Source organism: Rhodoblastus sp. (genome assembly GCF_052145335.1).
In the GTDB taxonomy this organism is placed as follows: domain Bacteria; phylum Pseudomonadota; class Alphaproteobacteria; order Rhizobiales; family Beijerinckiaceae; genus Rhodoblastus.
On the sequence record NZ_JBKQOU010000044.1, the window covers coordinates 1 to 25,677 of the forward strand.

Annotated in this window: 26 protein-coding genes and 1 tRNA gene; 13 read left to right on the forward strand and 14 right to left on the reverse strand. The window is 63.7% G+C overall.

The genetic code is table 11. The features are described from left to right. Positions 1-77: 77 nt before the first annotated feature. A complete protein-coding gene (locus ACLP2E_RS02820; protein WP_442462393.1) occupies positions 78-533 on the reverse strand; it encodes a DMT family transporter in 456 nt (151 codons plus the stop codon). Between the two features lie 35 nt (positions 534-568). Further along, positions 569-1,816 carry an arsenic transporter gene (locus ACLP2E_RS02825; protein WP_442462392.1) on the reverse strand — a complete coding sequence of 416 codons (1,248 nt, stop codon included), beginning with the start codon at positions 1,814-1,816 and terminating at the stop codon, positions 569-571. Positions 1,817-1,973: 157 nt separating this feature from the next. On the opposite strand from ACLP2E_RS02825, the gene ACLP2E_RS02830 reads away from it, so the two are divergent. Together ACLP2E_RS02830 and ACLP2E_RS02835 are read left to right on the forward strand one after the other, a co-directional pair. Further along, complete coding sequence (locus tag ACLP2E_RS02830) at positions 1,974-2,969, forward strand: zinc-dependent alcohol dehydrogenase family protein (protein ID WP_442462391.1); 996 nt, start codon at positions 1,974-1,976, stop codon at positions 2,967-2,969. A 10-nt stretch (positions 2,970-2,979) separates the two neighbouring features. Further along, entirely contained in the window at positions 2,980-3,861 is an 882-nt protein-coding gene (locus ACLP2E_RS02835; RefSeq protein WP_442462390.1) for an ADP-polyphosphate phosphotransferase, read from the forward strand. Here ACLP2E_RS02835 and ntrC read toward each other — a convergent pair whose 3' ends face one another. The 3 genes from ntrC to dusB form a co-directional block, all read right to left on the reverse strand. After that, positions 3,862-5,334: a nitrogen regulation protein NR(I) gene (gene ntrC / locus ACLP2E_RS02840; RefSeq protein ID WP_442465096.1), complete on the reverse strand. Its 1,473-nt coding sequence runs from the start codon at positions 5,332-5,334 to the stop codon at positions 3,862-3,864. Between the two features lie 87 nt (positions 5,335-5,421). After that, positions 5,422-6,585 carry a two-component system sensor histidine kinase NtrB gene (locus ACLP2E_RS02845; RefSeq protein WP_442465097.1) on the reverse strand — a complete coding sequence of 388 codons (1,164 nt, stop codon included), beginning with the start codon at positions 6,583-6,585 and terminating at the stop codon, positions 5,422-5,424. Then, entirely contained in the window at positions 6,582-7,652 is a 1,071-nt protein-coding gene (gene dusB, locus ACLP2E_RS02850) for a tRNA dihydrouridine synthase DusB (protein WP_442465098.1), read from the reverse strand. The genes ACLP2E_RS02845 and dusB overlap by 4 nt, the downstream gene beginning before the upstream one ends. Before the next feature lie 113 nt (positions 7,653-7,765). Between dusB and ACLP2E_RS02855 the strand changes: the two genes are divergently transcribed. From ACLP2E_RS02855 to ACLP2E_RS02865, 3 genes are read left to right on the forward strand one after another with little or no spacing between them, the layout of a single operon-like run. Continuing rightward, complete coding sequence (locus ACLP2E_RS02855; RefSeq protein ID WP_442465099.1) at positions 7,766-8,983, forward strand: bifunctional 2-C-methyl-D-erythritol 4-phosphate cytidylyltransferase/2-C-methyl-D-erythritol 2,4-cyclodiphosphate synthase; 1,218 nt, start codon at positions 7,766-7,768, stop codon at positions 8,981-8,983. A gap of 26 nt (positions 8,984-9,009) precedes the next feature. Beyond that, positions 9,010-9,528 (forward strand): CinA family protein, encoded by a 519-nt coding sequence (locus tag ACLP2E_RS02860; protein ID WP_442462138.1) that lies wholly within the window; start codon positions 9,010-9,012, stop codon positions 9,526-9,528. A gap of 49 nt (positions 9,529-9,577) precedes the next feature. After that, positions 9,578-11,098 carry a malonate--CoA ligase gene (locus ACLP2E_RS02865; RefSeq protein WP_442465100.1) on the forward strand — a complete coding sequence of 507 codons (1,521 nt, stop codon included), beginning with the start codon at positions 9,578-9,580 and terminating at the stop codon, positions 11,096-11,098. A gap of 5 nt (positions 11,099-11,103) precedes the next feature. On the opposite strand, the gene ACLP2E_RS02870 is transcribed toward ACLP2E_RS02865, so the two are convergent. From ACLP2E_RS02870 to ACLP2E_RS02895, 6 genes are all read right to left on the reverse strand, one after another. Beyond that, the gene (locus ACLP2E_RS02870; protein ID WP_442465101.1) at positions 11,104-11,646 is read right to left on the reverse strand and encodes a tetratricopeptide repeat protein; all 543 of its coding nucleotides are present in this window, start codon (positions 11,644-11,646) and stop codon (positions 11,104-11,106) included. Positions 11,647-11,693: 47 nt separating this feature from the next. Further along, the gene (locus ACLP2E_RS02875) at positions 11,694-12,308 is read right to left on the reverse strand and encodes a tetratricopeptide repeat protein (RefSeq protein WP_442465102.1); all 615 of its coding nucleotides are present in this window, start codon (positions 12,306-12,308) and stop codon (positions 11,694-11,696) included. Between the two features lie 255 nt (positions 12,309-12,563). After that, positions 12,564-12,641, reverse strand: a complete 78-nt coding sequence (gene pqqA / locus ACLP2E_RS02880) for a pyrroloquinoline quinone precursor peptide PqqA (protein WP_442462146.1) — start codon at positions 12,639-12,641, stop codon at positions 12,564-12,566. 147 nt (positions 12,642-12,788) lie between these two features. Next, positions 12,789-13,511, reverse strand: coding sequence for a response regulator transcription factor (locus ACLP2E_RS02885; RefSeq protein WP_442462134.1), 723 nt, complete (start codon positions 13,509-13,511; stop codon positions 12,789-12,791). Then, positions 13,508-14,989 carry a sensor histidine kinase gene (locus tag ACLP2E_RS02890; protein ID WP_442462133.1) on the reverse strand — a complete coding sequence of 494 codons (1,482 nt, stop codon included), beginning with the start codon at positions 14,987-14,989 and terminating at the stop codon, positions 13,508-13,510. The genes ACLP2E_RS02885 and ACLP2E_RS02890 overlap by 4 nt, the downstream gene beginning before the upstream one ends. Further along, positions 14,986-15,486 (reverse strand): SRPBCC family protein, encoded by a 501-nt coding sequence (locus ACLP2E_RS02895; RefSeq protein WP_442462132.1) that lies wholly within the window; start codon positions 15,484-15,486, stop codon positions 14,986-14,988. The genes ACLP2E_RS02890 and ACLP2E_RS02895 overlap by 4 nt, the downstream gene beginning before the upstream one ends. A gap of 143 nt (positions 15,487-15,629) precedes the next feature. Between ACLP2E_RS02895 and pxpB the strand changes: the two genes are divergently transcribed. The 4 genes from pxpB to ACLP2E_RS02915 all read left to right on the forward strand — a co-directional run bounded on the left by pxpB (position 15,630) and on the right by ACLP2E_RS02915 (position 19,718). Then, positions 15,630-16,388: a 5-oxoprolinase subunit PxpB gene (pxpB, locus tag ACLP2E_RS02900; RefSeq protein WP_442465103.1), complete on the forward strand. Its 759-nt coding sequence runs from the start codon at positions 15,630-15,632 to the stop codon at positions 16,386-16,388. Beyond that, positions 16,388-17,410, forward strand: a complete 1,023-nt coding sequence (locus ACLP2E_RS02905) for a biotin-dependent carboxyltransferase family protein (protein ID WP_442465104.1) — start codon at positions 16,388-16,390, stop codon at positions 17,408-17,410. The genes pxpB and ACLP2E_RS02905 overlap by 1 nt, the downstream gene beginning before the upstream one ends. A gap of 4 nt (positions 17,411-17,414) precedes the next feature. Continuing rightward, a complete protein-coding gene (locus ACLP2E_RS02910) occupies positions 17,415-18,194 on the forward strand; it encodes a LamB/YcsF family protein (RefSeq protein ID WP_442465105.1) in 780 nt (259 codons plus the stop codon). Positions 18,195-18,329: 135 nt separating this feature from the next. Continuing rightward, positions 18,330-19,718, forward strand: coding sequence for a DUF2252 domain-containing protein (locus tag ACLP2E_RS02915; RefSeq protein ID WP_442462128.1), 1,389 nt, complete (start codon positions 18,330-18,332; stop codon positions 19,716-19,718). 57 nt (positions 19,719-19,775) lie between these two features. Here the strand turns inward: ACLP2E_RS02915 and ACLP2E_RS02920 are convergent, their stop codons facing one another. Then, a complete protein-coding gene (locus ACLP2E_RS02920) occupies positions 19,776-21,185 on the reverse strand; it encodes a GntP family permease (protein ID WP_442462127.1) in 1,410 nt (469 codons plus the stop codon). Positions 21,186-21,581: 396 nt separating this feature from the next. On the opposite strand from ACLP2E_RS02920, the gene ACLP2E_RS02925 reads away from it, so the two are divergent. The 4 genes from ACLP2E_RS02925 to ACLP2E_RS02940 all read left to right on the forward strand — a co-directional run bounded on the left by ACLP2E_RS02925 (position 21,582) and on the right by ACLP2E_RS02940 (position 24,585). Continuing rightward, the gene (locus tag ACLP2E_RS02925; RefSeq protein ID WP_442462126.1) at positions 21,582-21,875 is read left to right on the forward strand and encodes a BufA1 family periplasmic bufferin-type metallophore; all 294 of its coding nucleotides are present in this window, start codon (positions 21,582-21,584) and stop codon (positions 21,873-21,875) included. Positions 21,876-21,909: 34 nt separating this feature from the next. After that, complete coding sequence (gene bufB / locus ACLP2E_RS02930; protein ID WP_442465106.1) at positions 21,910-22,800, forward strand: MNIO family bufferin maturase; 891 nt, start codon at positions 21,910-21,912, stop codon at positions 22,798-22,800. Beyond that, positions 22,787-23,560 (forward strand): HvfC/BufC family peptide modification chaperone, encoded by a 774-nt coding sequence (locus ACLP2E_RS02935; protein ID WP_442462124.1) that lies wholly within the window; start codon positions 22,787-22,789, stop codon positions 23,558-23,560. The genes bufB and ACLP2E_RS02935 overlap by 14 nt, the downstream gene beginning before the upstream one ends. A gap of 65 nt (positions 23,561-23,625) precedes the next feature. Next, positions 23,626-24,585 carry an MBL fold metallo-hydrolase gene (locus ACLP2E_RS02940; protein ID WP_442462123.1) on the forward strand — a complete coding sequence of 320 codons (960 nt, stop codon included), beginning with the start codon at positions 23,626-23,628 and terminating at the stop codon, positions 24,583-24,585. 2 nt (positions 24,586-24,587) lie between these two features. On the opposite strand, the gene ACLP2E_RS02945 is transcribed toward ACLP2E_RS02940, so the two are convergent. Both ACLP2E_RS02945 and ACLP2E_RS02950 read right to left on the reverse strand, forming a co-directional pair. Then, positions 24,588-24,677, reverse strand: a tRNA-Ser gene (locus ACLP2E_RS02945). A 7-nt stretch (positions 24,678-24,684) separates the two neighbouring features. After that, on the reverse strand, positions 24,685-24,891 hold the full coding sequence (locus ACLP2E_RS02950; RefSeq protein ID WP_442465107.1) for a hypothetical protein: 207 nt from the start codon (positions 24,889-24,891) through the stop codon (positions 24,685-24,687). Positions 24,892-25,677 lie beyond the last annotated feature (786 nt).

Below are 25,677 nucleotides of genomic sequence, written 5' to 3' on the forward strand. Positions count from 1 at the left end.
GGCCTCCACCGGCGTTTTCGCCTGGATCTTGGGCTGATCGTTTTTCGCCGGCCAGAGTGGCGCAAAAGCATTGAACGTCAAAAACGACTGATCAGCGTGATCCCCGCCACCATGAACGCCGCGCCGAATAGTCTTCCCGTCGTCAAATCATGCGGCTGCATTCCGAACCAGCCGAATTTGTCGATCAAAAGCGACATCAGGAAATTGGCGGTGATGAGCAAGCCGGCGAATGTGCCGGCTCCGACCTCATTGACGAACATCAGTCCGGCAACGACGGCAAAGGCGCCGATCACCCCGCCGAGCGGCGCCCACCAAGGCATTTTTTGCAGGCCTTCCATCGTTGGGAGCGGATTTGGCAGGCAAAAGAAAATACATCCCAGGAAAGCGATGATCGGCAGGAACGAGACAAGGCTTGCGAGCCATGGATTTACCAGGGCGTTGCGCAACGCCCCGTTCATCGGCGGTCCCCAGGCCTGAAGCGCGCCGGCGGCCAGAATGAGCGGATAAAGCCAGACAGCGTTGCCATTATTCATCGTGAACCTCCCCTTGCGGACCTGTAACCCTCGGATCAGACGCGGAGCGCGGCGAGCGAAAGGACGAGCGCGGGCGGCGTCGCCACCGCGCCGACGATCAGAAAGTCCAGCGCGCTGACGTGCAGGTTTTCGCGGCGCAGGGCCGCAAGCCAAAGAATGGTCGCCAGCGAACCGGTCACCGAAAAATTCGGGCCAAGGTCGACGCCGACCAGAACGGCGCTCGTCATGTCCGCCGGGGACTCCGCCAGATGGAGGGCGCTCGCCGCGATCAGGCCCGCCGGCAAATTATTGACGAGGTTGGAGACGATAGCGACGGACGCGCCCGCGAGAAAAGGGCCAAAGGCTTGCATCTGAGCGACAGTTTTCAGCACGCCCGCCAACTGGGCGGTGAGGCCGATGCGGTTGAGAGCCTCGACAAAAATGAACAGGCCGGCGACGAGCGGCAGCACGCCCCATGAAATTTCCCGCAGCAGCGGAAGCGGGCCGCTTCGCTTGATCGCCAGCACCAGGCCCATCGTCGCGGCGCCGGCGATGAGCGTCGGCGCGCCGAGATCGCGCCCGACCGCCGAAGCGACGAGCAGAGCCGCCGCCGTCAAGCCAATCCCGGCCGCCGCGATCTTGCCGCAACCTGTCAAGGCAGGCTCTTCCTCCGGCGCAGCGACGCGGCCTTGCAGATCCCGACGCAGCCACCAGCGCAGCGCCGCATAGGTCGCGACGACCGAAACGCACGAGGCCAGGAAAAAGGTTTTGAGCCAGACCCACAGCGGCGGCATTCCGATGGCGCCATAGACGACGAGATTCGCCGGGTTGGAGATCGGCAGGACAAAGCTGGCGGCGTTGGCCACCATGGCGCAGATGAAAAGATAAGGCAGCGGCCTGTCGATTTTTGCGGCTTGCGTCGCGGCGAAAACAGCGGGCGTCAGCACCACCGCCGTCGCGTCGTTGGACAGGAAAACAGTGACGACCACGCCAACCAGATAGACCAGCAGAAAAAGCCGCGTCGACGATCCCCCGGCGCGTCTGGTCGCCACCGCCGCGAGAAAATCGAACAGCCCTTCTTGCCTCGCGACTTCCGACAGCAGCAGCATGCCGGTCAGGAACATGCAGACGTCCGCGCCCTTGGCGATGGCGTCCCACGCGCCGGACGCCGGCATGAGTCCGAGCGCGACCAGCAAGACCGCTCCGGCGACGGCCCATATCGCTTCCGGCCAGTGGAATGGCCGGAAGATCACCCCGGCCGTCGCGAGTCCCGCAATGCCCAATGTAAGCGCCTCGGACTTCATTCGTCGGCCGCTTTCTCTATCTCTGCCAAAGACTTCACGTTTCGATCCGCTTCTGCAGCCACTCCGAACGCTTGACGCTTCGAATCGTTCGGAAAGTGCGATTTGACACGCCCTTCCCGACTGGTCGAGACTGTGGCCCATCGGGGAGGAGTCCCTCATGCATGCAATGGTTCTGAACCGCATCGGCGCGCCGCTCGAATGGACCGAGCGTCCCGATCCGCTCCCCGGCCCCGGCGAAATCCGCTTGAAAATTTCCGCCTGCGGCGTCTGCCGCACCGATCTGCATGTCGTCGACGGCGAACTCTCCAATCCCCGCGTCCCGATCATTCCCGGCCATGAAATCGTTGGGCGGATCGACCGGATCGGCCCGGGCGTCAGCGGCTTCGACATCGGCGAACGAGTCGGCGTGCCCTGGCTCGGCCATACCTGCCAGATCTGCCCTTATTGCGCCAACGGCCATGAAAACCTCTGCGACCGGCCGCAATTCACCGGTTTTACGCGCGACGGCGGCTACGCCGACATGACGCTCGCCGACGCGCGTTTCGCTTTTCCGCTTGGCGAGAGCGGCGAGGATGCGGCGCTGGCGCCCCTGCTCTGCGCCGGGCTGATCGGCTGGCGGGCGTTCAAGATCGCCGGCCGCAGCGCCGGACGTCTGGAACGGCTCGGCCTTTATGGTTTCGGCGCCGCCGCGCATATTCTGGCCCAGGTCGCGGTCAAACAGGGCCATGAAGTATTCGCCTTCACAAAAAAAGGCGACGTCGCGGCGCAAAATTTCGCGCGAAAAATTGGCGCGGCCTGGGCCGGCGGCTCGGACGAGGCGTCGCCGGAAAAACTCGACGCGGCGATCATTTTCGCCCCCGTCGGCGGGCTTGTTCCCGTCGCGCTGATGAGCCTGCGCAAGGGCGGCGCGGCGGTTTGCGCCGGCATTCACATGAGCGACATTCCAAGCTTTCCCTATTCGCTGTTGTGGCAGGAGCGCCAGCTGGTCTCGGTCGCCAATCTCACCCGTCGCGACGGGATTGAATTCCTGCGCCTCGCGCCCCAACTCGGGATCGAGACGACGACGAAACCTTATCCGCTCGATCAGGCCAACACGGCGCTCGCCGACCTGCGCGCCGGCGCCTTCGAGGGCGCCGCGGTGCTGATTCCATAGGGAGAGAAAAGTGGCAAAGAACAAGCCCGTCTTCGACACCAATAAATTTCGCGTCAAGGAAGATCAAAAAGTCGATCTCGCCAAGTGGCCGACCCTGGTCGATCCGGTCTATCGCTCGAAGGACGATTATCGCGAACTTCTCGCCGATCATGTCGCGCGGCTGAGCGACATGCAGCAGAAGCTTTACGCCGGCAACAAACATGCGCTGCTGCTGGTTTTCCAGGCCATGGACGCGGCGGGCAAGGACGGCGCGATCCGCCATGTCATGTCGGGGGTCAATCCGCAGGGCTGCCAGGTCACCAGTTTCAAACATCCCGGCGGCGCGGAACTGGGCCATGAATTTCTCTGGCGCTCCATGCGGGCTTTACCGGAACGCGGCCAGATCGGCATTTTCAACCGCTCCCATTACGAGGACGTGCTGATCGTGCGCGTCCATCCCGAATTGCTGGAGAGCGAGGGACTGGCGCTTGGCGACGACCCCGACGCTTTCTGGAAGGAGCGCTATCGCTCGATCCGCAGCGTCGAGCGCCACCTGTGCTTCAACAATGTCCATGTGCTGAAATTCTTTCTCCACCTGTCCAAGGAGGAGCAGCGCAAGCGCTTTCTCGCCCGCATCGACGAGCCGGAGAAGAACTGGAAATTCTCCCAGGCCGACATGGTCGAGCGCGGCTTCTGGGACCAATACGCCCGAGCCTATGAAATCTGCCTGTCCGAGACCAGCACCGAGGCGGCGCCCTGGTTCGTCGTCCCCGCCGACGACAAGCTCTCGACACGGCTGATCGTATCGCAGATCGTGCTGGAAAAGTTGGAATCGCTGAAACTGGCTTTTCCCAAGGTCGACGACGCGCGCAGGGAGGAACTGAAGGCCATCCGCTCCACGCTGACGCTTTAGTCAGCGCGAAGAGCGCATCAGCCGCACGTCGAGATCGCGCACCTTCTTGCGCAAGGTGTTGCGGTTGAGGCCCAGCAACTCGGCCGCCTTGATCTGGTTGCCGCGCGTCGCCGCCAAGGCGATCGAGATCAGCGGATATTCGATCTCGCGCAGGATGCGATGGTAGAGGCCGGGCGGCGGCAGGTTTTCGCCATGCGACTTGAACAATTCGGCGAGATGGCGCTCGACCGACATCGACAGCGATTCGTCGCCGTCGCGCTGCGCCGAAGCCGCCGGCGCGCCCGCGCCCATGAAAGTCACGCTTTCGCGCGCCACATCGAGGCCGAGTTCGCTGGCCACGATCTGTTCGGAAATGACTTCCTGCGGATAGAGCGCGGCGAGGCGGCGCACCAGATTTTCCAGCTCGCGGATATTGCCCGGCCAGCGATAGCGCTTCATCCGCTCCAGCGCCCCCGGCTCCAGCGATTTCAGCGGCAGGCCGTCATTGACCGCCTGGTTGAAGAAATGACGGGCCAGGTCGCCGATGTCCTCGGTGCGCTCGCGCAAGGGCGGCAACCGCAGCGGCACGACATTGAGACGGAAGAACAGGTCCTCGCGGAACAGGCCCTGCTGGATCTGGATGCGCAAATCCTTGTTGGTCGCGGCGACGATGCGCACATTGGCCTTGATCGGCGTGCGCCCGCCGACCGTGGTGTATTCGCCCTGCTGCAGGACGCGCAGCAGCCGGGTCTGCGCCTCCATCGGCATGTCGCCGATTTCGTCGAGGAACAGCGTGCCGCCCTCGGCCTGCTCGAAGCGGCCGATCGAGCGCTGGTTGGCGCCGGTGAAAGCGCCCTTCTCATGGCCGAACAGCTCCGATTCGATCAGGTCGCGCGGAATGGCCGCGACGTTGATCGGCACGAAAGGCCCCTTCTTGCGCTTGCCATAGTCATGCAGCGCGCGCGCCACAAGTTCCTTGCCGGTGCCGGATTCGCCGGTGATCATCACCGTCAGGTCCGACTGCATCAGCCGCGCCAGGGCGCGATAAATGTCCTGCATGGCGGGCGAGCGCCCGACCAGCGGCATGCCTTCCATATCGTCGGGCTCGGGTGTGCGCAGCCGGTTTTTCGGCTCGCTCATGGCGCGGCCGACGATGGCCAGAAGCTCCTTCAGGTCGAAGGGTTTTGGCAGATATTCATAGGCGCCGCGCTCGGAAGCCTTGATCGCGGTCATGAAGGTGTTCTGCGCGCTCATCACGATGACCGGCAGGTCCGGACGCGCCTTTTTTACCCGGGGCAGCAATTCAAAGGCGTTTTCGTCGGGCATCACTACGTCGGTAATGACCAGGTCGCCCTCGCCCGCCTGGATCCAGCGCCACAAAGTGGCGGCCGCCCCCGTGGTGCGGACCTCGTAACCGGCGCGGGTCAAGGCCTGGCCGACCACCGTCCGAATGGCCGCATCATCATCCGCGACGAGAATATTGCCGCTGGGCATTCAAAAACCTCCAAAACCACTGGTTTCCCGCCGGCGGGAATAGCGCGTCTCTAGACGCCCGTCTTCCGACGGGCTTCGAAAGCGCGATCAAGCCGCGCCGTCGCGGCGGGAATAAACCGGCATCAATATGCGGAAGATCGTTTTGCGCGGATGCGATTCGCACTCGATGACCCCCCCGTGATCGCCGATGATCTTCGCCACCAATGCAAGTCCGAGGCCAGTGCCGGAGGCTTTGGTGGTGACGAACGGATCGAAAAGATGCGGCATCAGATCTTCCGGAACGCCATTGCCATTATCGCGCACGCAGAATTCCAGCGGCAGGCTGACCGGCGACGCCTTGCCCGGCGCCTTGATGCGCACGCCGGGCCGATAGGCCGTGGTCAGTTCGATTTCCCCGTCCACGGAATCGTCGCCGATCGCCTCGGCGGCGTTTTTCACCAGATTGAGGAAAACCTGCACCAATTGGTCGCGATTGGCGAGAACGGGAGGCAGCGACGGATCATAGCTCTCGACGAAACGGATGCGGCGGGCGAAGCCGGCCTGGGCGATGCGCCGCACATGTTCCAGCACTTCGTGGATATTGACGGCGCCGCGCTCGACCGGCCGGCCGTCGGAAAAAGCCTCCATCCGCTCGACCAGATCGACGATGCGGTCGGTCTCGTCGCAGATCAGCCGGCACAGGGCGCGGTCCTCGTCGCCCACCGCCGAGTCGAGCAATTGCGCGGCGCCGCGAATGCCCGACAGCGGGTTCTTGATCTCATGGGCCAGCATGGCGCCCATGGCCGAAAGCGAGCGGGCGGCGCCGCGATGGGTCAGCTGGCGGTCCATCTTGTCGGCGATGGTGCGCTCCTGCAGCATGATCACCACGCCATCGCGCAAGTTCGGCAAAGGCGCGATGTGGATATCGACGAAACGCTCGACGCCGATTTTCGGCGTGCCGAGATCGACGCGATATTCGTTGATCGGGGCGCGGCGCAGTCGCACCTGCTCGATCGCCGAGACCATCGGCGAGCCGAAAGGCAAAAGCTCCTGGAACTTGATCCGCCGAAGCGCATTGCGCGACATGGCGAAAAACAGTTCCGCCGCCGGATTGACGTCCTGAATCGAGCCGTCGCCGGCGACCGACAGCAAGGGATGCGGCAGGGCGTTGAGCAATTGCAACGCGAGATCGTCCTTGTCGCCGGGTCCTGCCCAGGAATTGCTCAAAGCGCTGAAAGGGGCGCCTGTTTTTGTGGCAATGTCGCGTCTCATGCCGCCTCCGCTTTAGGCGCCGGATCGTAGAGCCGACCGATCAAGCTGGCAACTTCCGCTGGATCCTCGCTGGCGACCAACAGGCGGCGCTCGCTCGGATCGAGGCCGGCGCCCGATTGCGCGGCGACGTCGGCATAGGCGGCGAGATGCTTGCGGGCGTGACGCAAGCCCTGCGCAACGCCGAAGATTTCGAGCAGCGCCGCATAATGTTGTTCGGCGGCGGCGCGCCGCGTTTCCGCCGGCAAGGCGGGACGCTCATGGCCATGGCGCAGGAAATGCGCGATATCGCCGACCAGCCAGGGCTGGCCCAGCGCCGCGCGGCCGATCATCACCGCCTGCGCCCCCGATTGTTCCAGCATTTCCCGGGCGTCGCGAGGCGAGCGGCAATCGCCATTGGCCACCACCGGAAGGTCCACCGCCTCGACCGTTGCACGGATCGCCGCCCAGTCGGCTTCGCCTCGATAGAACTGGCTGCGGGTGCGGCCATGGACGACGATCAGCTTCGCCCCTTCAAGCTCGGCGCGTCGCGCCAGTTCCGGCGCATTGAGCGAAGTCTCGTCCCAGCCGAGCCGCATCTTGACGCCGACCGGAATTTTCACCGCCTGCGTCACCGCGCCGATCAGCGAGGCGGCGTGATCGAGATCGCGCATCAGCGCCGAACCGGAGGCGCCGCCGACCACCCGTTTCGCCGGACAGCCCATGTTGATGTCGATCAGATCAGCGCCGGCGCCTTCCGCCAGACGCGCGGCTTCCGCCATGCTCCGCGGTTCGCAGCCGGCGATTTGCACGGCGTGCGGCGACAGCCCGGCGCCATCGGCGCGAACCTGCGCCTCGCGCCCGCCTCTGCTTGTCTTGCCGCTGGCGCTTTGGGTGAATTCGCCGCTCGCCACCATTTCCGAAAAAGTCAAAGCCGCGCCGAAACGCCGCGCCAGGCGGCGCATGGCGAGATCGGTGACGCCAGCCATCGGCGCCAGGAAAGCGCGGCCGTCGAGGACCAGATTGCCGACCCGCCATTGGTCTTCCGCCTTGTTCAGGCCGCTGCTCATCTGTTGTGCAACATCGTTCATGCTCGCATTTTAGACAGAAAATCCGGCGCGGCAATGCGAAATAGCTGAAAAATTGACCTTCCGCGCGATTCGGGCGACATGTCGCGGCAAGGCAAAGCACGGCGGGACGAAACATGGGGCAAGGAGAGGCTTCCGAAGACGGGTCTGGCGCGATCTTTCTCGTCGTCGCCGCGGGACGCGGGGCGCGAGCCGGCGACGGCGGCCCGAAACAATATCGCGAACTGGCCGGGCGCCAGGTGCTGACCCGCACGCTCGAATCGCTTCTCAAGGTCGCGCCGCAAGCCCGCGCCCGAGTCGTCATCCACGCCGACGATCTCGATCTTTTTCGCGCGGCGATCGCGCCTTTGACTGATGAGCTGCGCGAAAAAATCGACCCGCCGGTTTTCGGCGGCGCGACGCGGCAGGACAGCGTGTGCAACGGGCTCGAAGCTTTGGCGGCCGCCGGCGCGCCCGAGGATACGCCGGTGCTGATCCACGACGCCGCCCGCCCCTTCGTCGGCCCCGGCCTGATCTTTCGGGCGCTGGCGGCGGCGCGCGAAAAAGGCGCCGCCATCCCTGGAACCCCGGTCACCGACACGATCAAGCAGGTGGCGGAGGATGCGCGCATCGTCGGCACGCCGGATCGCGCGACTCTGCGCGCGGCGCAGACGCCGCAAGCTTTCCGCCTCGGCCTGATCCTCGCCTCTCATCGCGCGGTCCGCGAGGACGGCTGCCGCGAACTGACCGACGACGCCGCCGTGGCCGAATGGGCCGGCCATTGCGTCTTCGTCTTCGACGGCGAAAGCGATAATATCAAGCTCACCACCGGGGAGGATTTTTTGCGCGCGGAGGCGAAATTGCTCAACAATCTGCCCGATGTGCGCACCGGCCAGGGTTTCGACGTCCACGCTTTCGGCGAGGGCGACCACGTCTGGCTCGGCGGCGTCAAGGTGGCGCACACCCAAGGCCTCGTCGGCCATTCCGACGCCGACGTGCTGCTCCACGCCATCACCGACGCCGTGCTCGGCGCCATAGCCGAGGGCGACATCGGCGCGCATTTCCCGCCGAGCGACCCGCAATGGCGCGGCGCGCCGTCCGAGCTTTTTTTGCGCCACGCCGTCGGTCTGGTCGCTGCGAAGGGCGGACGCGTAGCCCATATCGACGCTACCCTGATCTGCGAAAAACCCAAGGTCGGGCCGCACCGCGACGCGATCCGCGAAAAAATCGCGTCGATCATGCAATTGCCGCTGGACCGGGTGGCGGTGAAGGCGACAACATCGGAGCGGCTCGGCTTTACCGGACGACAGGAAGGCATGGCGGCGCTGGCCATGGCGACCGTGCGGCTGCCCTGACATAAGCTTGAATCTTCGGAGGGAATATGCGCGACGAACTGGTTTTGCTGGCGCAAAGGACTCTCGACGCCTGCCTCGCCCGCAAGCTGAAAATCGCGACGGCGGAATCCTGCACCGGCGGGCTGCTCGCCGGCGCCCTGACCGAAAACGCCGGCGCCTCCAACGTCTTTGAACGCGGCTTCGTCACCTACAGCAACGAGGCCAAGCAGGACATGCTTGGCGTCCCCGCACAATTGATCGCGGCGCATGGCGCCGTCTCGGCGGAAGTCGCGGAGGCGATGGCGCTCGGCGCCCTGGCGAAATCGCGGGCGCAACTCGTCCTGTCGGTGACCGGCATCGCCGGACCCGACGGCGGAACGGCGGAAAAGCCGGTCGGCCTGGTGCATTTCGCCGTGGCGCAAGACGAGCGCCCCGTTTTGCTGGTGCGCAAGCATTTCGTCGCGCCGCCTGGCAAGGTTTTTTCGCGCGTGGAAATCAGGCGGTTGGCGGTGCTGACGGGATTGCACCTGCTGCTGGAAGCCGCAGCGCCACAATTGCGGGCGTGAGCGGTGACGACGACAGAGTTCGTGACGCTTGAATCTACTGGAGCATCGCGTGAATCACCTTTTCGATATCATCGCGGCGAAAATCGTCGATCCGGAAAAGATCTTCCTCCAGACGCCGGACGGCCTGTCGATCAGCTACCGGCAAATGCTGTCGGCCAGCGCGCGCTACGCTCACGCCTTGACCGCGCTCGGCGTCGAGGCCGGCGACCGCGTCGCCCTGCAGATGGAGAAATCGCCGGCTTATATTTTCATCTACCTCGCGGCCCTGCGAACTGGGGCGATCTTCCTGCCCCTCAACACCGCCTATACGCCGCATGAGGTCAGCTATTTCCTCTCGGACGCGCGGCCTAAAATCCTGATCTGCGATCCGGCACGGCGCGACGCCCTCGCCGGGGCCGCCGCCGGGGCCGACGTCCGCATCGTTACCCACGGCCATGGCCAGGATGGCGAATTGTTCGACCTCGCCTTCGCCAGCCGGCCGGAGTTCAAGAATGTTCCCTGCGGTCCCGGGGACGTCGCCGCGATCCTCTACACCTCGGGCACGACCGGCCGCTCGAAAGGCGCCATGCTGTCGCACGGCAATCTCGCCGCCAATTCGCTCACCCTGGTCGATTGCTGGAAGTTTACCGCGCAGGACGTGCTGATCCATGCTCTGCCCGTCTATCACACCCACGGCCTGTTCGTGGCCACCCATTGCGTGCTGTTCTCCGGCGCCTCGATGATCTTTCACGCCAAATTCGAAGCGACAAAAACCCTCGACGCCATGCGGGAAAAGCGCGAGGGATTTTTGCGCGGCACGGTGCTGATGGGCGTTCCAACCTTCTACACACGCCTGCTCGCGGAGCCGGGCCTGACGCGGGAAGCCTGCGCTTCGATGCGGCTGTTCGTCTCAGGCTCCGCCCCCTTGCTCGCCGACACCCACCGCGCCTGGCGCGAGAGAACCGGCCACGCCATCCTGGAGCGCTATGGCATGACCGAGACCAATATGAACACGTCCAACCCCTATGACGGCGAGCGCCTCGCCGGGACCGTCGGCCCGGCCCTGCCCGGCGTGGAGTTGCGCGTCACCGATCCCGAAACCGGCGCCGAATTGCCGCGGGGCGAAATCGGCATGATCGAGGTGAGGGGTCCGAATGTTTTCAAGGGCTATTGGCTGATGCCGGAAAAGACCGCGAGCGAATTCCGCCCCGACGGTTTTTTCATCACCGGCGACCTCGGCCAGATCGACGCAAACCGCTACGTCCGCATTGTCGGACGCGGCAAGGACCTGATCATCAGCGGCGGCCTGAACATCTATCCCAAGGAGATCGAGACCGAGATCGACAGCCTGCCCGGCGTGGTCGAAAGCGCCGTCGTTGGCTTGCCGGACGCCGATTTCGGCGAAGCCGTCGCCGCCATTGTCGTGCGCGAAAAAGGCGCCGCCATCGACGAGGCGCAGATCCGCGCCGCCTTGAGCGAAAGACTGGCCAGGTTCAAATGGCCGAAGACCATCGCCTTCGTCGACGAGTTGCCGCGCAACGCCATGGGCAAGGTGCAGAAAAACGTCTTGCGCAAGCGATACGGCGGGTGAGGACGTCAAAAGCCGGCGATGCCGGGCGCAGCCAGATTAAACCCGGCGCGAACAAGTTTCAGCGCATCGCTGTCGCCCTGCGCCGCCGCCTTGGCGATCCAGTCGCGGCCCGAAACCTCGTCGCGGGGAACGCCGTAGCCGCGCAGCAGCGCCAGGCCGTAATCATATTGCGCCGCGGAATAATTGGTCTCGGCGGCTCGCTTGAGCCATTGCGTCGATTTCGCGGCGTCGGGCGGCGTTCCCAGCCCCAGATCGTAGATGACCGCCAGATTGATCATGGAAGGCGCGTTGCCCCGCTCGGCGCATTCCGTGAAAAACGCCAGAGCTTCCGGATGTTCGCCCGACTTGTGCAATTCGAAGGCGTTGCGGCAAATGATCCCGAGCCTGTCGGGAAACCGATTCATCGCCTCCCGATAGGTTCGCCAGGAAAAGTCCGAAGGGTTGGTGACGCCGCCAGCGTCATCGACCTCTTCAACGCCAAACTCGGCATGGACCGGAGGCGCGCCGAGAAGAAGGAAACCGAGAACGATCAAGCCGGCGTGTCGCATGTTTTGACTCCTTGGGTTGGGGTAGGGAAAGCGCCGGATCAATCCGGTCAGAACTGCGGCTTGCGGTAATGCGCCTTGTCGGCGTCGGGCGTCACCGATTCCGGATCGTAATCGTGCTGCGCCAATTCGCGCGCCGTGGTGTCTCCGCCGCTCGCCGCCTTGTCGACATAGGATTTCCCCAGCGCTCGGTCCTGCGTCACGCCATGGCCGCGCAGAATGTCCAGCCCGTAATTGAACTGCCCGAGCGAGGAGCCCGCGTCGGCGAGTTTCCTGTCCCATTCTGCGGCCGCGACCGGATCGGAAGGCCGGTCGTAGCCGTTCTCCTCGGTCCAGGCCATCCATGGCATGGCGCCGGCGATTCCCGCTTCCGAACAGCGCTCGAAAACGCGCCTGGCGTCCTCGTGCCAACCTATTTTGGCGAGCGCATAACCGTAAAGGCACATGCCGGGATCGAAACGCGCCTCTTTCGAGCGCGCGATCCAATATTCAATGCCCAGTCCCTGCGGATTCAGGGTTCCGACCTCGTCGTCGGAATCGGCGCCCGACGAGGGCGCCACATGTTCGACCGACGCCACAGCCTCGTCGGCAAGGCCGCTTCCGGCGCCGGCGAGATTCGCCACGGCGACCATGGCGAAAGCGATGACTCCATGTTTCAATGCCATTTCCGTCTCCAGGATTGGTCCAAATCTAGGACGCGGCAGGCGGCCATGGGTCAGCGGCCGGCAAGGAAAAAGTAAGATTTTCCTGCGTTCCGAGCCTTGGCCAAAAAAAAACGGCCCGGGTCTCTTTCCCTAAGGAAAGACCCTGGCCGTAGCCTTCGCTGGGAGGCGCAGACAGAATAAACGTCGCGCCTTTGCGCGACGTTCGAAATTCATTCATGCACGAAGGCCTTCGCCTTCAGGCCATCTGCAGCGCCGTCAGATTTCGGCGGACATATAGCTGGTGACTTCCATTCCGACGCAAACTTCGCAGACTTCGGGGGTTGTCCAGGTCATATTCGTTCTCCCTTGAGTGAATCATTCACGCAGCGACGCAGGTTTTGCGGCAAAGCTCACTGCGCCGCTCACACGCTATCAACGAATTTATAACCTGCCCCGCCAAAGGATGCGTCAGGCCACGGCGAGATAAATGTAAGATTTTTGTCAGGGAGCGGCGTCTTCGTCATAGCGGTAGCCGACGCCGTGAACGGTGGTGACGATGCGCGGACGCGCCGGGTCGATCTCGATCTTGCGCCGCAGCACGGAAACATATTGGTCGAGAGCGCGGCTGTTGGGCATGTAATCGCGGCCCCAGGCGAGATCGAACAATTCGTCGCGCGTCACCGCCTTGCCCTTGCGGGCGCGCAAGGCCTGGAGAATGGCGAGTTCGCGCGGCGCCAAGTCTATCGCCTGTCCGCCCGTCGCCTGTCCGCGCCAGGCGCGCAGCGCCGCCGGATCGATTTCGAGATCGCCCATGCGGAAGCGCTCCGGCTCCGCCGCCTCGGCGGTTTCCGCCGGTTGCGCGACTTTCGCCCGGCGCAGCCCAGCCTTGATCCGCGCGACCAGTTCGCGTGCGGAAAACGGTTTGGAAATATAATCGTCGGCGCCGATTTCGAGGCCGATGACGCGGTCGATCTCCGCCCCCCTCGCGGAAAGCAGCAGGATCGGCACATGCGGGTCGCGGGCGCGGATGCGGCGGCAAAGGTCCAGCCCGTCGAGGCGCGGCATCATCACGTCCAGCAGGCAGAGCGCCGGCGCCTGTTCGACAAAGGCGCTCCACGCCGCCTCGCCGTCCTCGGCGACGATGCAGACGAAACCCTCCAGCGTCAGAAGATCGACCAACCCGGCGCGCAGGTTGCCGTCGTCTTCGGCAATAAGAATCTTCAACCTGAACTCCCCTCCGCTTCCGCGCGGATCGTCGCCTTGGCGCAAAGGCCGGGATCGGCTCCGCTCAGGGAGAAGCCGCCGCCATTGGCCCGCGTCAATTCCCGCACGATCGCCAGCCCCATCCCGTGCGAAGGCGCGGCGACCGCGCCGCCGGCGCCGCCGCCATAGTCTCGCACCGCCACCGACAATATTCCGTCCCGCCAGTCGATGACCACGCTGATGCGCCCCGGCGCATATTTGCGGGCATTATCGAGCAGATTGATCAAGATGCGCTCGAAAGCGCTGGTGTCGAAACGCAGTATTTTATCGACCGCGCAGCTCAACTCGCAACTGCAGCCGGAGGCGGCCAGCAGGTTTTCGTAACGGGTCATGATGCGGCGGGCGAGCGCGCCCGGATCGGCGGCGGATTTCTTGCCGCCCCCGCCGGCGGAAGCGGCGCTGTGAAAGATCGTCTCGCCGGCGAGAACGTCGAGCCGGTCGATTTCTTCCGTCAGCACCGCGCAATAACGATCGATCTCCGGCCCGCTTGCCTTGCGCGAAATGAGTTCGGCGTAGAGCTTCAGATTGGCCAAAGGCGTGCGCAGATCATGCGACAGTCTCGTCGCCAGCGCCGCCCGCGCGGATGTTTCCACCAGCAGGGCGTTTTGTGCGCGGCGGGACTGGAAAACCAGCAGAAGCCAGACCAGCGCCAGCGGCGCGGCCAGCGCCAGCCGCCCCAGCGCGCCGCGTCGGGGCGGCGGCGCGCCAGCGATCTCGATCACCCAATTGTGCAGCGCCCCGCTGAGCATGAAGGATTGCTGGCTGGCCGTCGATTCGCCACGCCGCCAGACGACGCGGTCGAAGGGATCGCGCAGGCGGAAGGACCAGTTGGGCATGTTGTTGGACTTGACGTCGAGGGCGGCGAAAAGCTGCGGAAAAATCTGTTTGCTGCTCAGCGCGATGCAGTTTTCATTGCGCGCCGCGCCCTCTCCGTCCCGGCGGCATTCGAAATAATATTCGCCGGAAATATGGGGAAACCAGCCGTTCAACTGGTCGCCCTCGCGCAGCAGGTCCGCGACATCCGACAGGGCCCGCAATTTTTCCTCCCACATCTTCGGCATGGCGAGAGGGTCTTCGGGCGGGAAAATCGTACGCTCGCCCTTGCGCTGCAGGATCAGCAGATTGAGGTTGTAGCCATAGACCACCTGCCACAGCCGCGACGCCGAATTTTGCGGATCGGCGTCGGCGCGCTCGACATCCGCCCAGGCGATCGAGCTGAGCGCGGTCACCGCCCGCGCTCCTGTCGCGCCGAGTTCATCGGCCATTTGCGCGCCTTGCCTTTGCGCGCTTTCGCGCAGCATGACGAAGTCCGCGTCAAGCCATTGCGCGGCCAGCAGGGCGACGAGAACCAGCGGCAGCGCGAACAGCAAAGCCTGCCGCGCCGTCGCCGCCCATTCCTGACGTGGGCGCGCCGAAAATTTTGCGCCCGGTTGGGTCAATGCGCAGTGTCAGCCTTGGCCAGAGCGTCGAGACCCGCGCGGAAAATCCCGGTGATCGCTTGCTTCGACTTCTCCGCGTCGGAACCGGCCGCCGGTTTGAAATCCGCCGACCAGATCACTTCGCTGCCCTGCCCCGCCGGCTTGACCTTGAGGGTCGCGGTATAATCGGCCACCGGCACGACCTTCTGGTTGGAGCCATTGTCGAAGATGCGATAGCTGTAAGTCTTCGACGCCGCATCGTAGCGCACCATCTTTTCCCATAGCAGCGGGCCGCCGAGATCGAGCCGGCGTTGCGAATCGGCCTTGTCGGCGTCCGAGGCCTCGGTCGATTTGATCGCCGGATGCCAGGACATATCGTAGAAATGGCCGATGCGCTCCCAGACTTTCGCCGGCGGCTCCGCCAGCTTGACCGTCTCCGACACTTTCACCCGTTCCGCCGCCAGGGCGCCCAAATTCGAAGCCGCGAGCAATGCGCTCGCCAGAATAATCGCTCTCATCCAATCCTCCCGTTGTTGGCCGGACGCGTTAAAATTGCGAAGGTTGATCCCTCATCGGCGGGTCGGCCCGTCCAGCCAGTGCGCCGCATTTTGCCTGAATAGAAGCAAAATAGTGTAAGATATTTGTCTTATCGGAGCGGGAAATGCCGGAAAATCGTGAGTTGCCGCCCGCCGCGACGGCGCGCGTGGTTCCGCTGGGCGACGCGGCGCTGACCATGGAATTTGGCGACCGGATCGACCCGGAAATTCATCTGCGGGTGAAGCGCTTTTGCGCCGCTCTGGAGGCGGGGCCGCTTCCCCAAGGCGTGGAGGAATGGGCGCCGGCCTTTGCTTCCGTAACCCTCTGGTACGACCCGGAAAAAATCTCCCATGCCGCCCTCGCCCATTTTGTCGCCGGCCTGTCGAACGCGGCGCCGCCCGAAGAAAAAGCCGGCGCCTGTCATGAAATTCCGTTCTGCCGCGACGAGGATTTCGCGCCCGATCTCGCCGAGTTGGCGGAACTTGGAGGTCTGACGCCGGAAGCCTATATCGAAGAATTTTCGGCGCTGGTTTTCGAGGTCTACATGCTCGGCTTTCAGCCGGGCTTCGCCTATCTGGGCGGCCTTCCCGAAAAGCTTTCCGCGCCGCGCCTGACCACTCCTCGTAAAATCGTGCCGGCGCGGTCGCTGGCCGTCGCCGACCTGATGTGCGCCGCCTATCCTTTCGCCAGTCCCGGCGGCTGGCGGCTGATCGGCCGCACCCCGGCGCCTTTGTTCGATCCAGCCAATCCGACGCGCCCGGCGCTGCTGGCGCCGGGCGACCGCGTGCGCTGGCGCGAAATCGATCGCGCGGCTTATCAGCGGCTCGAAAGCCAACGGGGCGCCGGCGATTTCGACGCGCGCAATCTGACCGGAGGCTCTTGATGGCGCGTTTGATCGTCGAACAGGCCGGGGTCGGCGTCACCGTTCAGGATTTCGGCCGCAAATTTTTCCGCAGCCTCGGCGTTCCGCTCAGTGGCGCGCTCGATCCGCTTTGGCTGGCGGCCGCCAATGCGCTGGCTCAAGCGCGGGAAAATACCGCCGGGCTCGAAATTCTTCTCGCCGCGCCGGCTCTGCGCGTCGAAAGCGGCCCCTTGCGTCTCGGCCTCGCCGGGGAACTCACCGGCATTCTCACTGGCGCGGACGGATCGCAAAGATCCGTCGCGGGCTGGAGCGGCGTTGTTTTGCACGACGGCGACGTTTTGTCCTTGCGGCTGACGCGCGGCCCCGCCTATCTCGGCTTTTCCGGCGGCCTCGACCTGCCGGAGGTTCTGGGTAGCCGCTCGACTTTTCTGCGCGCCGGCTTCGGCGGCCTGAACGGCCGGGCGCTGGAAAAAGGCGACGCGCTGATCTGCGCCGCCGCCGAGGGCCAGGGATTTTCCGCCCCGCCCTTCACCCATGAGAACGAAAAAATTGCGCGCGGAAAAATCCGCTTCATCCCCGGTCCGCAGGAAGCGCGTTTTACGCGCGACGCCTTGCGCCTGTTCGCTGTCTCGGACTGGCGGGTCGGCAGCGACAGCGACCGCATGGGGATGCGGCTTTCGGGGCCGCGCCTGACGCATGGTCCCGCTGGCGCCAATATCGTCTCCGACGGCGCCACGCCGGGCGCGATCCAGGTCCCAGGCGACGGCCAGCCAATCGTCCTGCGCGCCGATTGCCAGACTTCCGGCGGCTATGCCAAGATCGGCTGCGTCATTTCCGCCGATCTTGGGCGGCTGGCGCATTTTTGCCCGGGCGAGGCGATGAATTTTTTGAGCGTCAGTCATGACGAGGCGGCGCAAGCGCGGAACGATTTGCGGGAAGGTTTCGCGCGATGGCGCGCCGGCGTCGCGCCCGCCGGCGCGGATTGGGACAGCAACAGATTATGGAGCGAGAACCTCATCAGCGGCGCGACCTCGGGAGATTGAGGCGATGAACCCCGCTACCCGAAAACTCAATCTCAACGCCGACCTCGGCGAAAGTTACGGCGCCTGGCGCATGGGCGACGACGCCAGCCTGCTGCCTCTGGTGCAATCGGCCAATCTAGCCTGCGGCTTTCACGCCGGCGACCCCGTGACGATGAGCAAGACCGTCGCCGCGGCCTTGGCCGCCGGCGTCAGCCTCGGCGCCCATCCCTCCTATCCCGATCTGCAGGGTTTCGGCCGCCGCCCTATGCGCTGTTCGACTGAGGAGGTCGAGGCCTATGTGCTCTACCAGATCGGCGCGCTCGACGGCTTTGCGCGAGCGAAGGGCGCGCGTGTCTCCCATGTCAAACCGCATGGGGCCCTGAGCAACGACGCCTGCCGCGACGCCGCCCTCGCCGCCACGATCGCGCGGGCGATCAAAGCCTACGACGAAAATTTGATCCTGCTGGCGCCTGCCTTGTCGCTTCTGGCCGAGGCCGGCGCGGCGGCGGGTCTTGCGGTCGCGGCGGAAATTTTCGCCGACCGCGCCTACGAGGACGACGCGACGCTCACTTCGCGGAAAAATTCCGGCGCGGTGCTGCATGACGAAGCGCAATGTCTCGCCCATGTCGCCGCCATGCTCGCGGCGGGCGGAATCGTCTCGCGCAACGGCAAGGTCCTGCCAACGAAGATCCAATCGATCTGCGTTCACGGCGATGGCCCCGCGGCGGTGGCGACGGCGCAGATATTGCGCGAAAAACTGGCGGCGCAGTTCACCTTGACGCCGATTCCCGCGTTGTTCGATTAAGCGCGGGTTTGCATAAGACTGTCGGGGCCTTATGTTCGCTTTTTCGCGTAAAACGAGTCCCGCCAGGGGCGTCCCCAGCAGCCTCCCCAGGGGCGTCCCCAGCAGCCTCCCCAGGAGCGTCCCAAGGAGCGTCACATGCCCACTTCCCTCGCCACGCGCGCTGACCGGCTGCAACAGGGCAAGAGCTTGCGCAAACTGGCGCCGCGCGCCGCCCATGCGCAATTGGTCGGCCCGATGGATCGCGACGCCAACGCCATTCTCGACGCGCAGAACGCGACGCGCCTGCCGGCGCTGATCGAGGTGCGGCGGCAATTGCTGGCGGGCGATCCTTTCGCCTACCTGCGCGGCGCGGCGGCGGTGATGGCGCATGACCTGCAATGGCAGCCGATGGTCGGCGCGAAAGTCCAGGCTTGCGGCGACTGCCATTTGATGAATTTCGGCGCCTTCGTCACGCCGGAAGACAATATATTGTTCAATGTCAACGATTTCGACGAGACCCTGCCGGGGGTCGATTTCACCGTCGACGTCAAGCGCCTCGCCACCAGCATTGCGGTGGCCGCCAGCGCCCAGGGCGCCACGAAACCGCAGCGCCACGAACTCGCCGCCGCGACCGTGCGCGCCTATCGCAAGCGCATGGAGGCCTTGACCTACCTGACTCCACTGGAAGTCTGGCACAGCCGGGTCGACCTGGAGCAAGAGGTGAAGAAATTCCGCAACGCGGCGATGCGCAAGAAGATGATGACCATCATCGCGCGGGCGCGCGGCGAGGGCCTGGACAAGGACGACAATTTCCCCACCTTGGCGGAATCCGGCGCTCCGGTGATCCACGACAAGGCGCCGCGTATTTTTCATTTCGCCGCCGGCTCCGACGCAGCCAAGGGTTTTGAGCCTGGAAAAGGCTTCGCCGAATATCTCAACGTTATGTCGCCGGAAGTCCGCGTGCTGTTCGACCGTTACACTTTGAAGGATTTCGTGTTCAAGGCTGTCGGCGTCGGTTCGGTCGGCACCTATTGCTACGTCGGCCTGTTCATGAGCGGCGACGAGGAGCCCATGTTCCTTCAGGTCAAGGAGGCCAGCCATTCGGTGCTGGAGGCGCTCGACGAAAAGCTCGCCTATCCCGGCAATCAGGGACAGCGTGTGGTCGAGGGACAGCGCATGATGCAGGCGGCGAGCGATATTTTCCTCGGCTGGACTGAATATAGCGAATCGGGGCGCGAATTTTACGTCCGCATCCTGAAAAACCGCCGCCTCGCCGGTATCAGCGACATTGCCGGAACGGAAGCTTTGACCGACTATGCGCGGCTATGCGGGCGAACCCTCGCCCGCGCACACGGCCGCTCCGGCGATCCCGCCGTCATCTCGGGCTATATGGGCGACAGCGACGCCTTCGACGAGGCGATCGCCGACTTCGCCCTCGCCTATGAGCAGCGCAACGAAGCCGACCACGCCGCCTGGGCCGCCGCCTATCCGCCCAACGCGCCCGCCTCACCGGCCTTACCCGCCAAAAAACAAGACAAGAAATAAAAAAGCCTCCCGCGATCTGCTCGCGGGAGGCTCGCTGTCGTTTGAAAAAGCGGCGGTTCAGTACAGGCCGGTGGCGTAGTAGAACCCGATGACGAAGAACACCGCCATGGTCTTGATCACGGTGACGGCGAAAATGTCCCTGTACGATACTCGATGTGTCAGTCCGCAAACCGCGAGCAAGGTGATGACCGCGCCGTTATGCGGCAAGGTGTCCATGCCGCCCGAGGCCATCGAGGCGACACGGTGCAGGACTTCCATCGGAATGCCTACAGCATTGGCGGCCTTGATGAACTCCGTGGACATAGCCGCCAGCGCGATGGACATGCCGCCCGAGGCCGAACCGGTGATGCCGGCGAGCGTGGTCACGGTGATGGCTTCGTTGACCAGCGGATTGGGGATGGCGCGCAGCGCCTCCTTGATCGCCAGGAACCCCGGCAGCGCGGCGATGACGGCGCCGAAGCCATATTCCGAGGCCGTGTTCATCGAGGCCAGCAGCGCGCCGCCGACCGCCGCCTTGCTGCCCTCGGCGAATGTGTCCTTGAGTTTGCCGAAGGCAAAGATGAACACCGTGAATATGCCGGCCAGAAGCGCGCCCATGACCGCCCAGACCGCGCGGATCGGCGCGACCGGTGTCGCGATGGTGTGATCCATGGCAAGTTTCAGGTCGTAATTGGCGCCATAGACATGCTCGATCAGGCCATCGAAAAACGGCTTGAATCCGCCCAGGAGAATATTGACGACAAAGACCACGATGAGCGGCAGGAAAGCAATGAAGGCCGGGGCGAGATGGTGGGTGTCGACCGGCGGCGGCTCGTTGATGTGGCCTTCGCCATAGCCTTCGCCCGCGGCGATGGCCTGACGGCGGCGCCATTCGAGATAGCTGATGCCGAGGATGAGGATGAAGATGCCGCCGAGGATGCCGAGGATGGGCGCGGCGCCGCTGGTGGTCTTGAAATAGGTGGTCGGGATGATGTTCTGGATCTGCGGGCTGTAAGGCAGCGAATCCATGGTGAAGGAAAAGGCGCCGAGCGCGATCGTGCCAGGGATCAGGCGCTTGGGAATATTGCCGGCGCGAAACATTTCGACGGCGAAGGGGTAAGCGGCGAAAACCACGACGAACAGCGAGACGCCGCCGTAAGTCAGCACGGCGCAGACCAGAACGATGGCGAGCATGGCCCGCTCCGACCCGACGATTCCGACGACCCAGGCGACGATCGACTTGGAAAAGCCGGAAAGCTCGATGACCTTGCCGAATACCGCGCCAAGCAAGAAGACCGGAAAGTAGAGTTTGGCGAAGCCCACCATCTTGTCCATGAACAGGCTGGTGAATGTGGCTGGCACAGCGCCGGGATCGGTGAGCAGCACGGCGCCCAGAGCGGCGACCGGCGCGAACAGGATGACGGAAAAGCCGCGATAGGCGACGAACATCAAAAAGCAGAGCGCACCAACAGCAATCAGCAGGTCCATGGCGTTTCCCCCAGGAAAAATTATACCTGCGCCGGTTGTCGACTTTTCGCCCCGACGTCTTGATCTGTACAGTTGTACCCTAATTTTGCGACAGCACGACCCCTGCGCTGGGCTCGGCAAAAAAATATTTTCGAACTGGCGCGGTCATTCGACCCCATCCACGAGACGCCATCAGCCTCGCTTGTCGTGACCGGTTCTCCGGGAAATCCCGTCCGAGCGTCTTTCAAAGCGGCTGATTGACTTGCGGCGAGCTCTTACGCGGCGGGTTGAGGACCTTGGCGTCCACTCTCCTCTCGGAGCCTTGTCGGGAGTTCGCAAGACTTTTTCGACCAGTCTGTAACATTCCGTCGGTCATGGACGAAATGACCCTGTGTAAGCCAATTGATGGAGACGCCGATGTCACGATTTAAAAACTCCCGCGATCTCGTTCTTGCCGGTTCGCTCATGGCCGCGATGGCCTCGCTCGCCACCAGCGTCCCGGCCAGCGCCGACGACGCCAAAAACGAAAAATGCTTTGGCGTCGCGGTCAAGGGAATGAATAATTGCGCGGCGGGCGCGGGAACCACTTGCGCCGGCACCTCGACGGTCGATTATCAGGGCAACGCCTGGATCTACGTGCCGAAGGGCAAGTGCACGACGATGAAGACTCCGAACGGCCACACCGGATCGCTGACTCCGCTCAAGTCCTGATTTCGCTCAAGTCCTGAAAAGGAACTTTTCCGCCATGAGCGATTCGAAGACAGCCAGGCCGAATTCGGGCGAAGCCTGCGTCGGCGCCGGGTTGAAACCGGAGCATTTCGATGAGATCGTGACGGAAAAGCCCGCTCTTGGCTTTTTTGAAATCCATGCCGAAAATTACATGGGCGCCGGCGGACCCTTGCATCGCGGGCTCTCCGCCATAAGGCGCGATTATCCCTTGTCCGTCCATGGCGTGTGCCTGTCGCTGGGTTCGGCGGGTCCGCTCGACAAGGGCCATCTGGCGCGTCTGGCGCAAGTAGTCGGACGCTACCAGCCTTTTGTCGTGTCGGAGCATCTCGCCTGGTCATCCTTCCAGGATCAGGCGTTCTCCGATCTGCTGCCCTGTCCTTACGATGATGCGACCCTTGCGCGCGTCGTCGAACATATCGATCAGGCGCAAACCGCCCTGGGCCGGACGATTCTGCTGGAAAACCCGGCGACTTACCTGCGTTTTGCCGGCGATGTCTTGAGCGAACCGGATTTTTTGTCGGAAGTCGCGTCGAGCAGCGGCTGCGGCCTGCTGCTCGATGTCAACAACGTCCATGTCAGCGCCGTCAATCATGGTTTCGACGCCCGAACCTATCTTGACGCCTTCCCGATGCGGCATGTCCGCGAAATGCATCTGGCGGGCTTCGCCGAGGCGCGGGACGCCCATGGCCCTTTCCTGATCGACGATCACGGCGCCCCGGTCAGCGCCGAAGTCTGGGCGCTCTACGATCATGTTTTGCGGCGCGCCGGTCCCTGTCCCACCTTGATCGAATGGGACAGTCAAGTTCCGCAATGGTCCAGCCTGTTCGCGGAGACGCAAAAGGCCCGGTCGCATCAGGAAAACACGGCTCCATCCGCAACAGGCGAGAGAAACAATGAATTGGTCTGAGCGCCAGGCAAGTTTCGCCCGGGCCCTCTCCGATCCGGCTTTGCCGGCGCCCGATATTTTTGCCCCCTGCGACGCCGAGACCCGCTTCAACGTCTATCGCAACAATGTCGCGGTGGCGCGGATCGAGGCGCTCAAAGCGCAGTTCCCGGTCGTCCGTTCCTTTGTCGGCGATGAATTTTTCTCCGGCATGGCCCGCGCCTTCATGCAGGAGCATCCGGCGCGCTCCCCGCTCCTGTCGGAATATGGCGCTGAATTTCCGGACTTTATCGGCGAATTCAGGCCCGCGTCCGAACTGCCCTGTCTTGCCGACCTGGCGCGGCTGGAATGGTTTTGCCTCCAGGCGCTCGGCGCCGCGGACTGCCCTGCGTTTTCGCTTGAACAGCTTTCCGCGACCGGGCCGGAAGCTCTGCTCGACGCGCAGGCCGAGTTTCACCCCGCCTTCCTCTTGCTATCTTCGCCTCATCCCATCGTTTCAATCTGGTCGGCGCACCACGAGGATCAACTGGCGTCGATCCAGGACTGGCGTCCGGAAACGGCGATCGTTCTTCGTCCCGACACCGATGTCGTCGTGCGCGCCTGCCCGGCGGGCGCTGCCGCCTTTGTCGCCGCAGCCGCCAAGGGCGCCTCGATGCGCGAGGCGGCGGAGGCGGGAGCCTCTGCCGACGGAGCGTTCGATTTTGGCCAAGCGCTGGTTGAACTCGTCGCCATTGGCGCGATCGCAGCCATTCGCCTAGGACGAGAAAGCGAAAGCAAAACATGACCCGCTTGTCCTGCTGGCGTCACCACGCATGAAAAGATCGTCGAACAAGGCAAAGGATGATGCTCATGGTTCCGCGTCGTCACGTTTCCCGTCACATGATGGCGGCGACGGGCTTGCTGATGGCGCTCGTCGCGCCTGCCTTCTCCGAACCGGCCGAGACAAAGCCGCCGGCGCTGGAACTTGTGGTGCTCGGCTCCGGCGGCCCCGGCGCCCTGGGGCGAGCGGCCTCCTGCCATCTGGTGCTCGTCGACGGAACGCCACGCATCATGGTGGATGCAGGACCCGGCTGCTTCGTTCGTCTCGGCGAAACGGGGCTGCCTTTGGCGCCGATCGGCATCCAGCTTCTCACCCATCTGCACGCGGATCACGTGGGCGACCTGCCCGGTCTCGTCAAGGCCAGGGCCGTCGCGACGCACGCCCCGACCCGCTTCGAAATTTTCGGGCCAGATGGCCATGGGCGACAAGGCGAAATTGCTTATTTTCCATCGACCAGCCGATTCGTGGAGCTGCTTTTCGGCACAAAAGGGGCTTTCGCATATCTGCCTGATTTCGCCGGCCGCCTGACCTTCGACGTCAAGGATCTGGCCGCCGCGTTACTTCCGAGGCAGGAACCGACGATCATCTATTCCAAAGAGGGGCTGGCGATCACGGCGATCGCGGGCCACCACCGCGACGCGCCGTCCATCATTTACCGGATCGACCATTCGGGCAAGAGCATCACATTCAGCGGCGACATTGACCCGGACGGCCTCGACAATTTGCGAAAGATCGCCATGGACACTTCGCTTCTCGTCGTCAACAGCGCCGTCCTGGATCCTCCCAAGGCGCCGCCCATTCTCTACACGTTGCATTCGCCGCCGACCGCACTCGGGCGCGTCGCCGGGGACAGCAAGGCGCTAAGCCTCGTTCTCGCGCATCTGTCGCCCGCCACGGACCAAAATCGCGATGAAGTCGAAAAGTCTATTCGCGCGCATTATGCCGGACCGGTCACTTTTGCCGAAGACAAGCTTCGTTTATTGCCATGACGTGGCGGAAGGGGTGGGATTCGAACCCACGGTAGGCTTTCACCTACGGCGGTTTTCAAGACCGCTGCCTTAAACCACTCGGCCACCCTTCCTTAACAACTAACTAATTGTTTTTTTATTGGCTTTCACAACACGATCTTTCCGAGACTTGCGGGAGGGCGCCGTCGTTTGTGCCGACTCCTCCGCGTCGTTCGGATCGACTTGCTTGGCCCTTTCTTGCGCATCCGCGGTCAGATAATCAAGGTAAATCTCCGTGGTCATCACCGAGGTGTGGCCGAGGTGCTTTTGCAGTTTGCAGATGCTCATCACCCCGTCGCGCAGCGTCTCGACCGCATAGAGGCGGCGCAGGTCGTGGAAGCGAATCTTTTGGAAAGTCTCGCTTTTTTAGCCAGGCCCTTGGTGAGTTCGCGGCGGTAATGCGTGAAGTCGGCAGCAGGATCGGCTTGGTGCGCTCGTCGATCCGGTCGCTCATCATGAAGGCGTGCGCATCGAAAGCCACGTCAGGCGCCAATCTGTTTGGAGTTTGATCGCGAGAATCGCGACTATCCTGGCGCAGCGCGAGAACGCCGCCAATCCGCGCCGCGTCGGTTTGGTCAAGGAATTTCCAAAGGAGTCGGCTGCACTGGCGCGCCAGGCGATGAGGTCGAATCGACGCTATCGAACGCCTGTTGGTCGAGCTAAAGCGCCGCGGCCGTACAAGCCAAGGTCTTTAGATCAAAAGGACGGGAATCACGCGGCTTCGGCGATATTGAAATGCTCAGGTTGAAACTGAGGCACTACCGCGCAGTCGTTGCGCTTGCGCTTCCGCTGCCGTGAACAAAAGAGAACAGACTGTGCCGACTCCGGCGCCGGGCGCCGGGGTCGGCGTTCGCGCCTAATTCTCGTTTTGCGGCGTCGCGCATCGCGCGCAACGCCTGGAATCGTGGGTTTCTTTGGCGATGGTCTACGGACAGGCTCGGCGAATCCCGTGAAATTTCAAGACCGCTGCCTTAAACCACTCGGCCACCCTTCCCGTGTCGCCGTCGCGCTTCGATTCCGGCCGCTCGCCGGATCGCGGACAGCGTTAAGCCATTACTTGTGACAATACGGAGC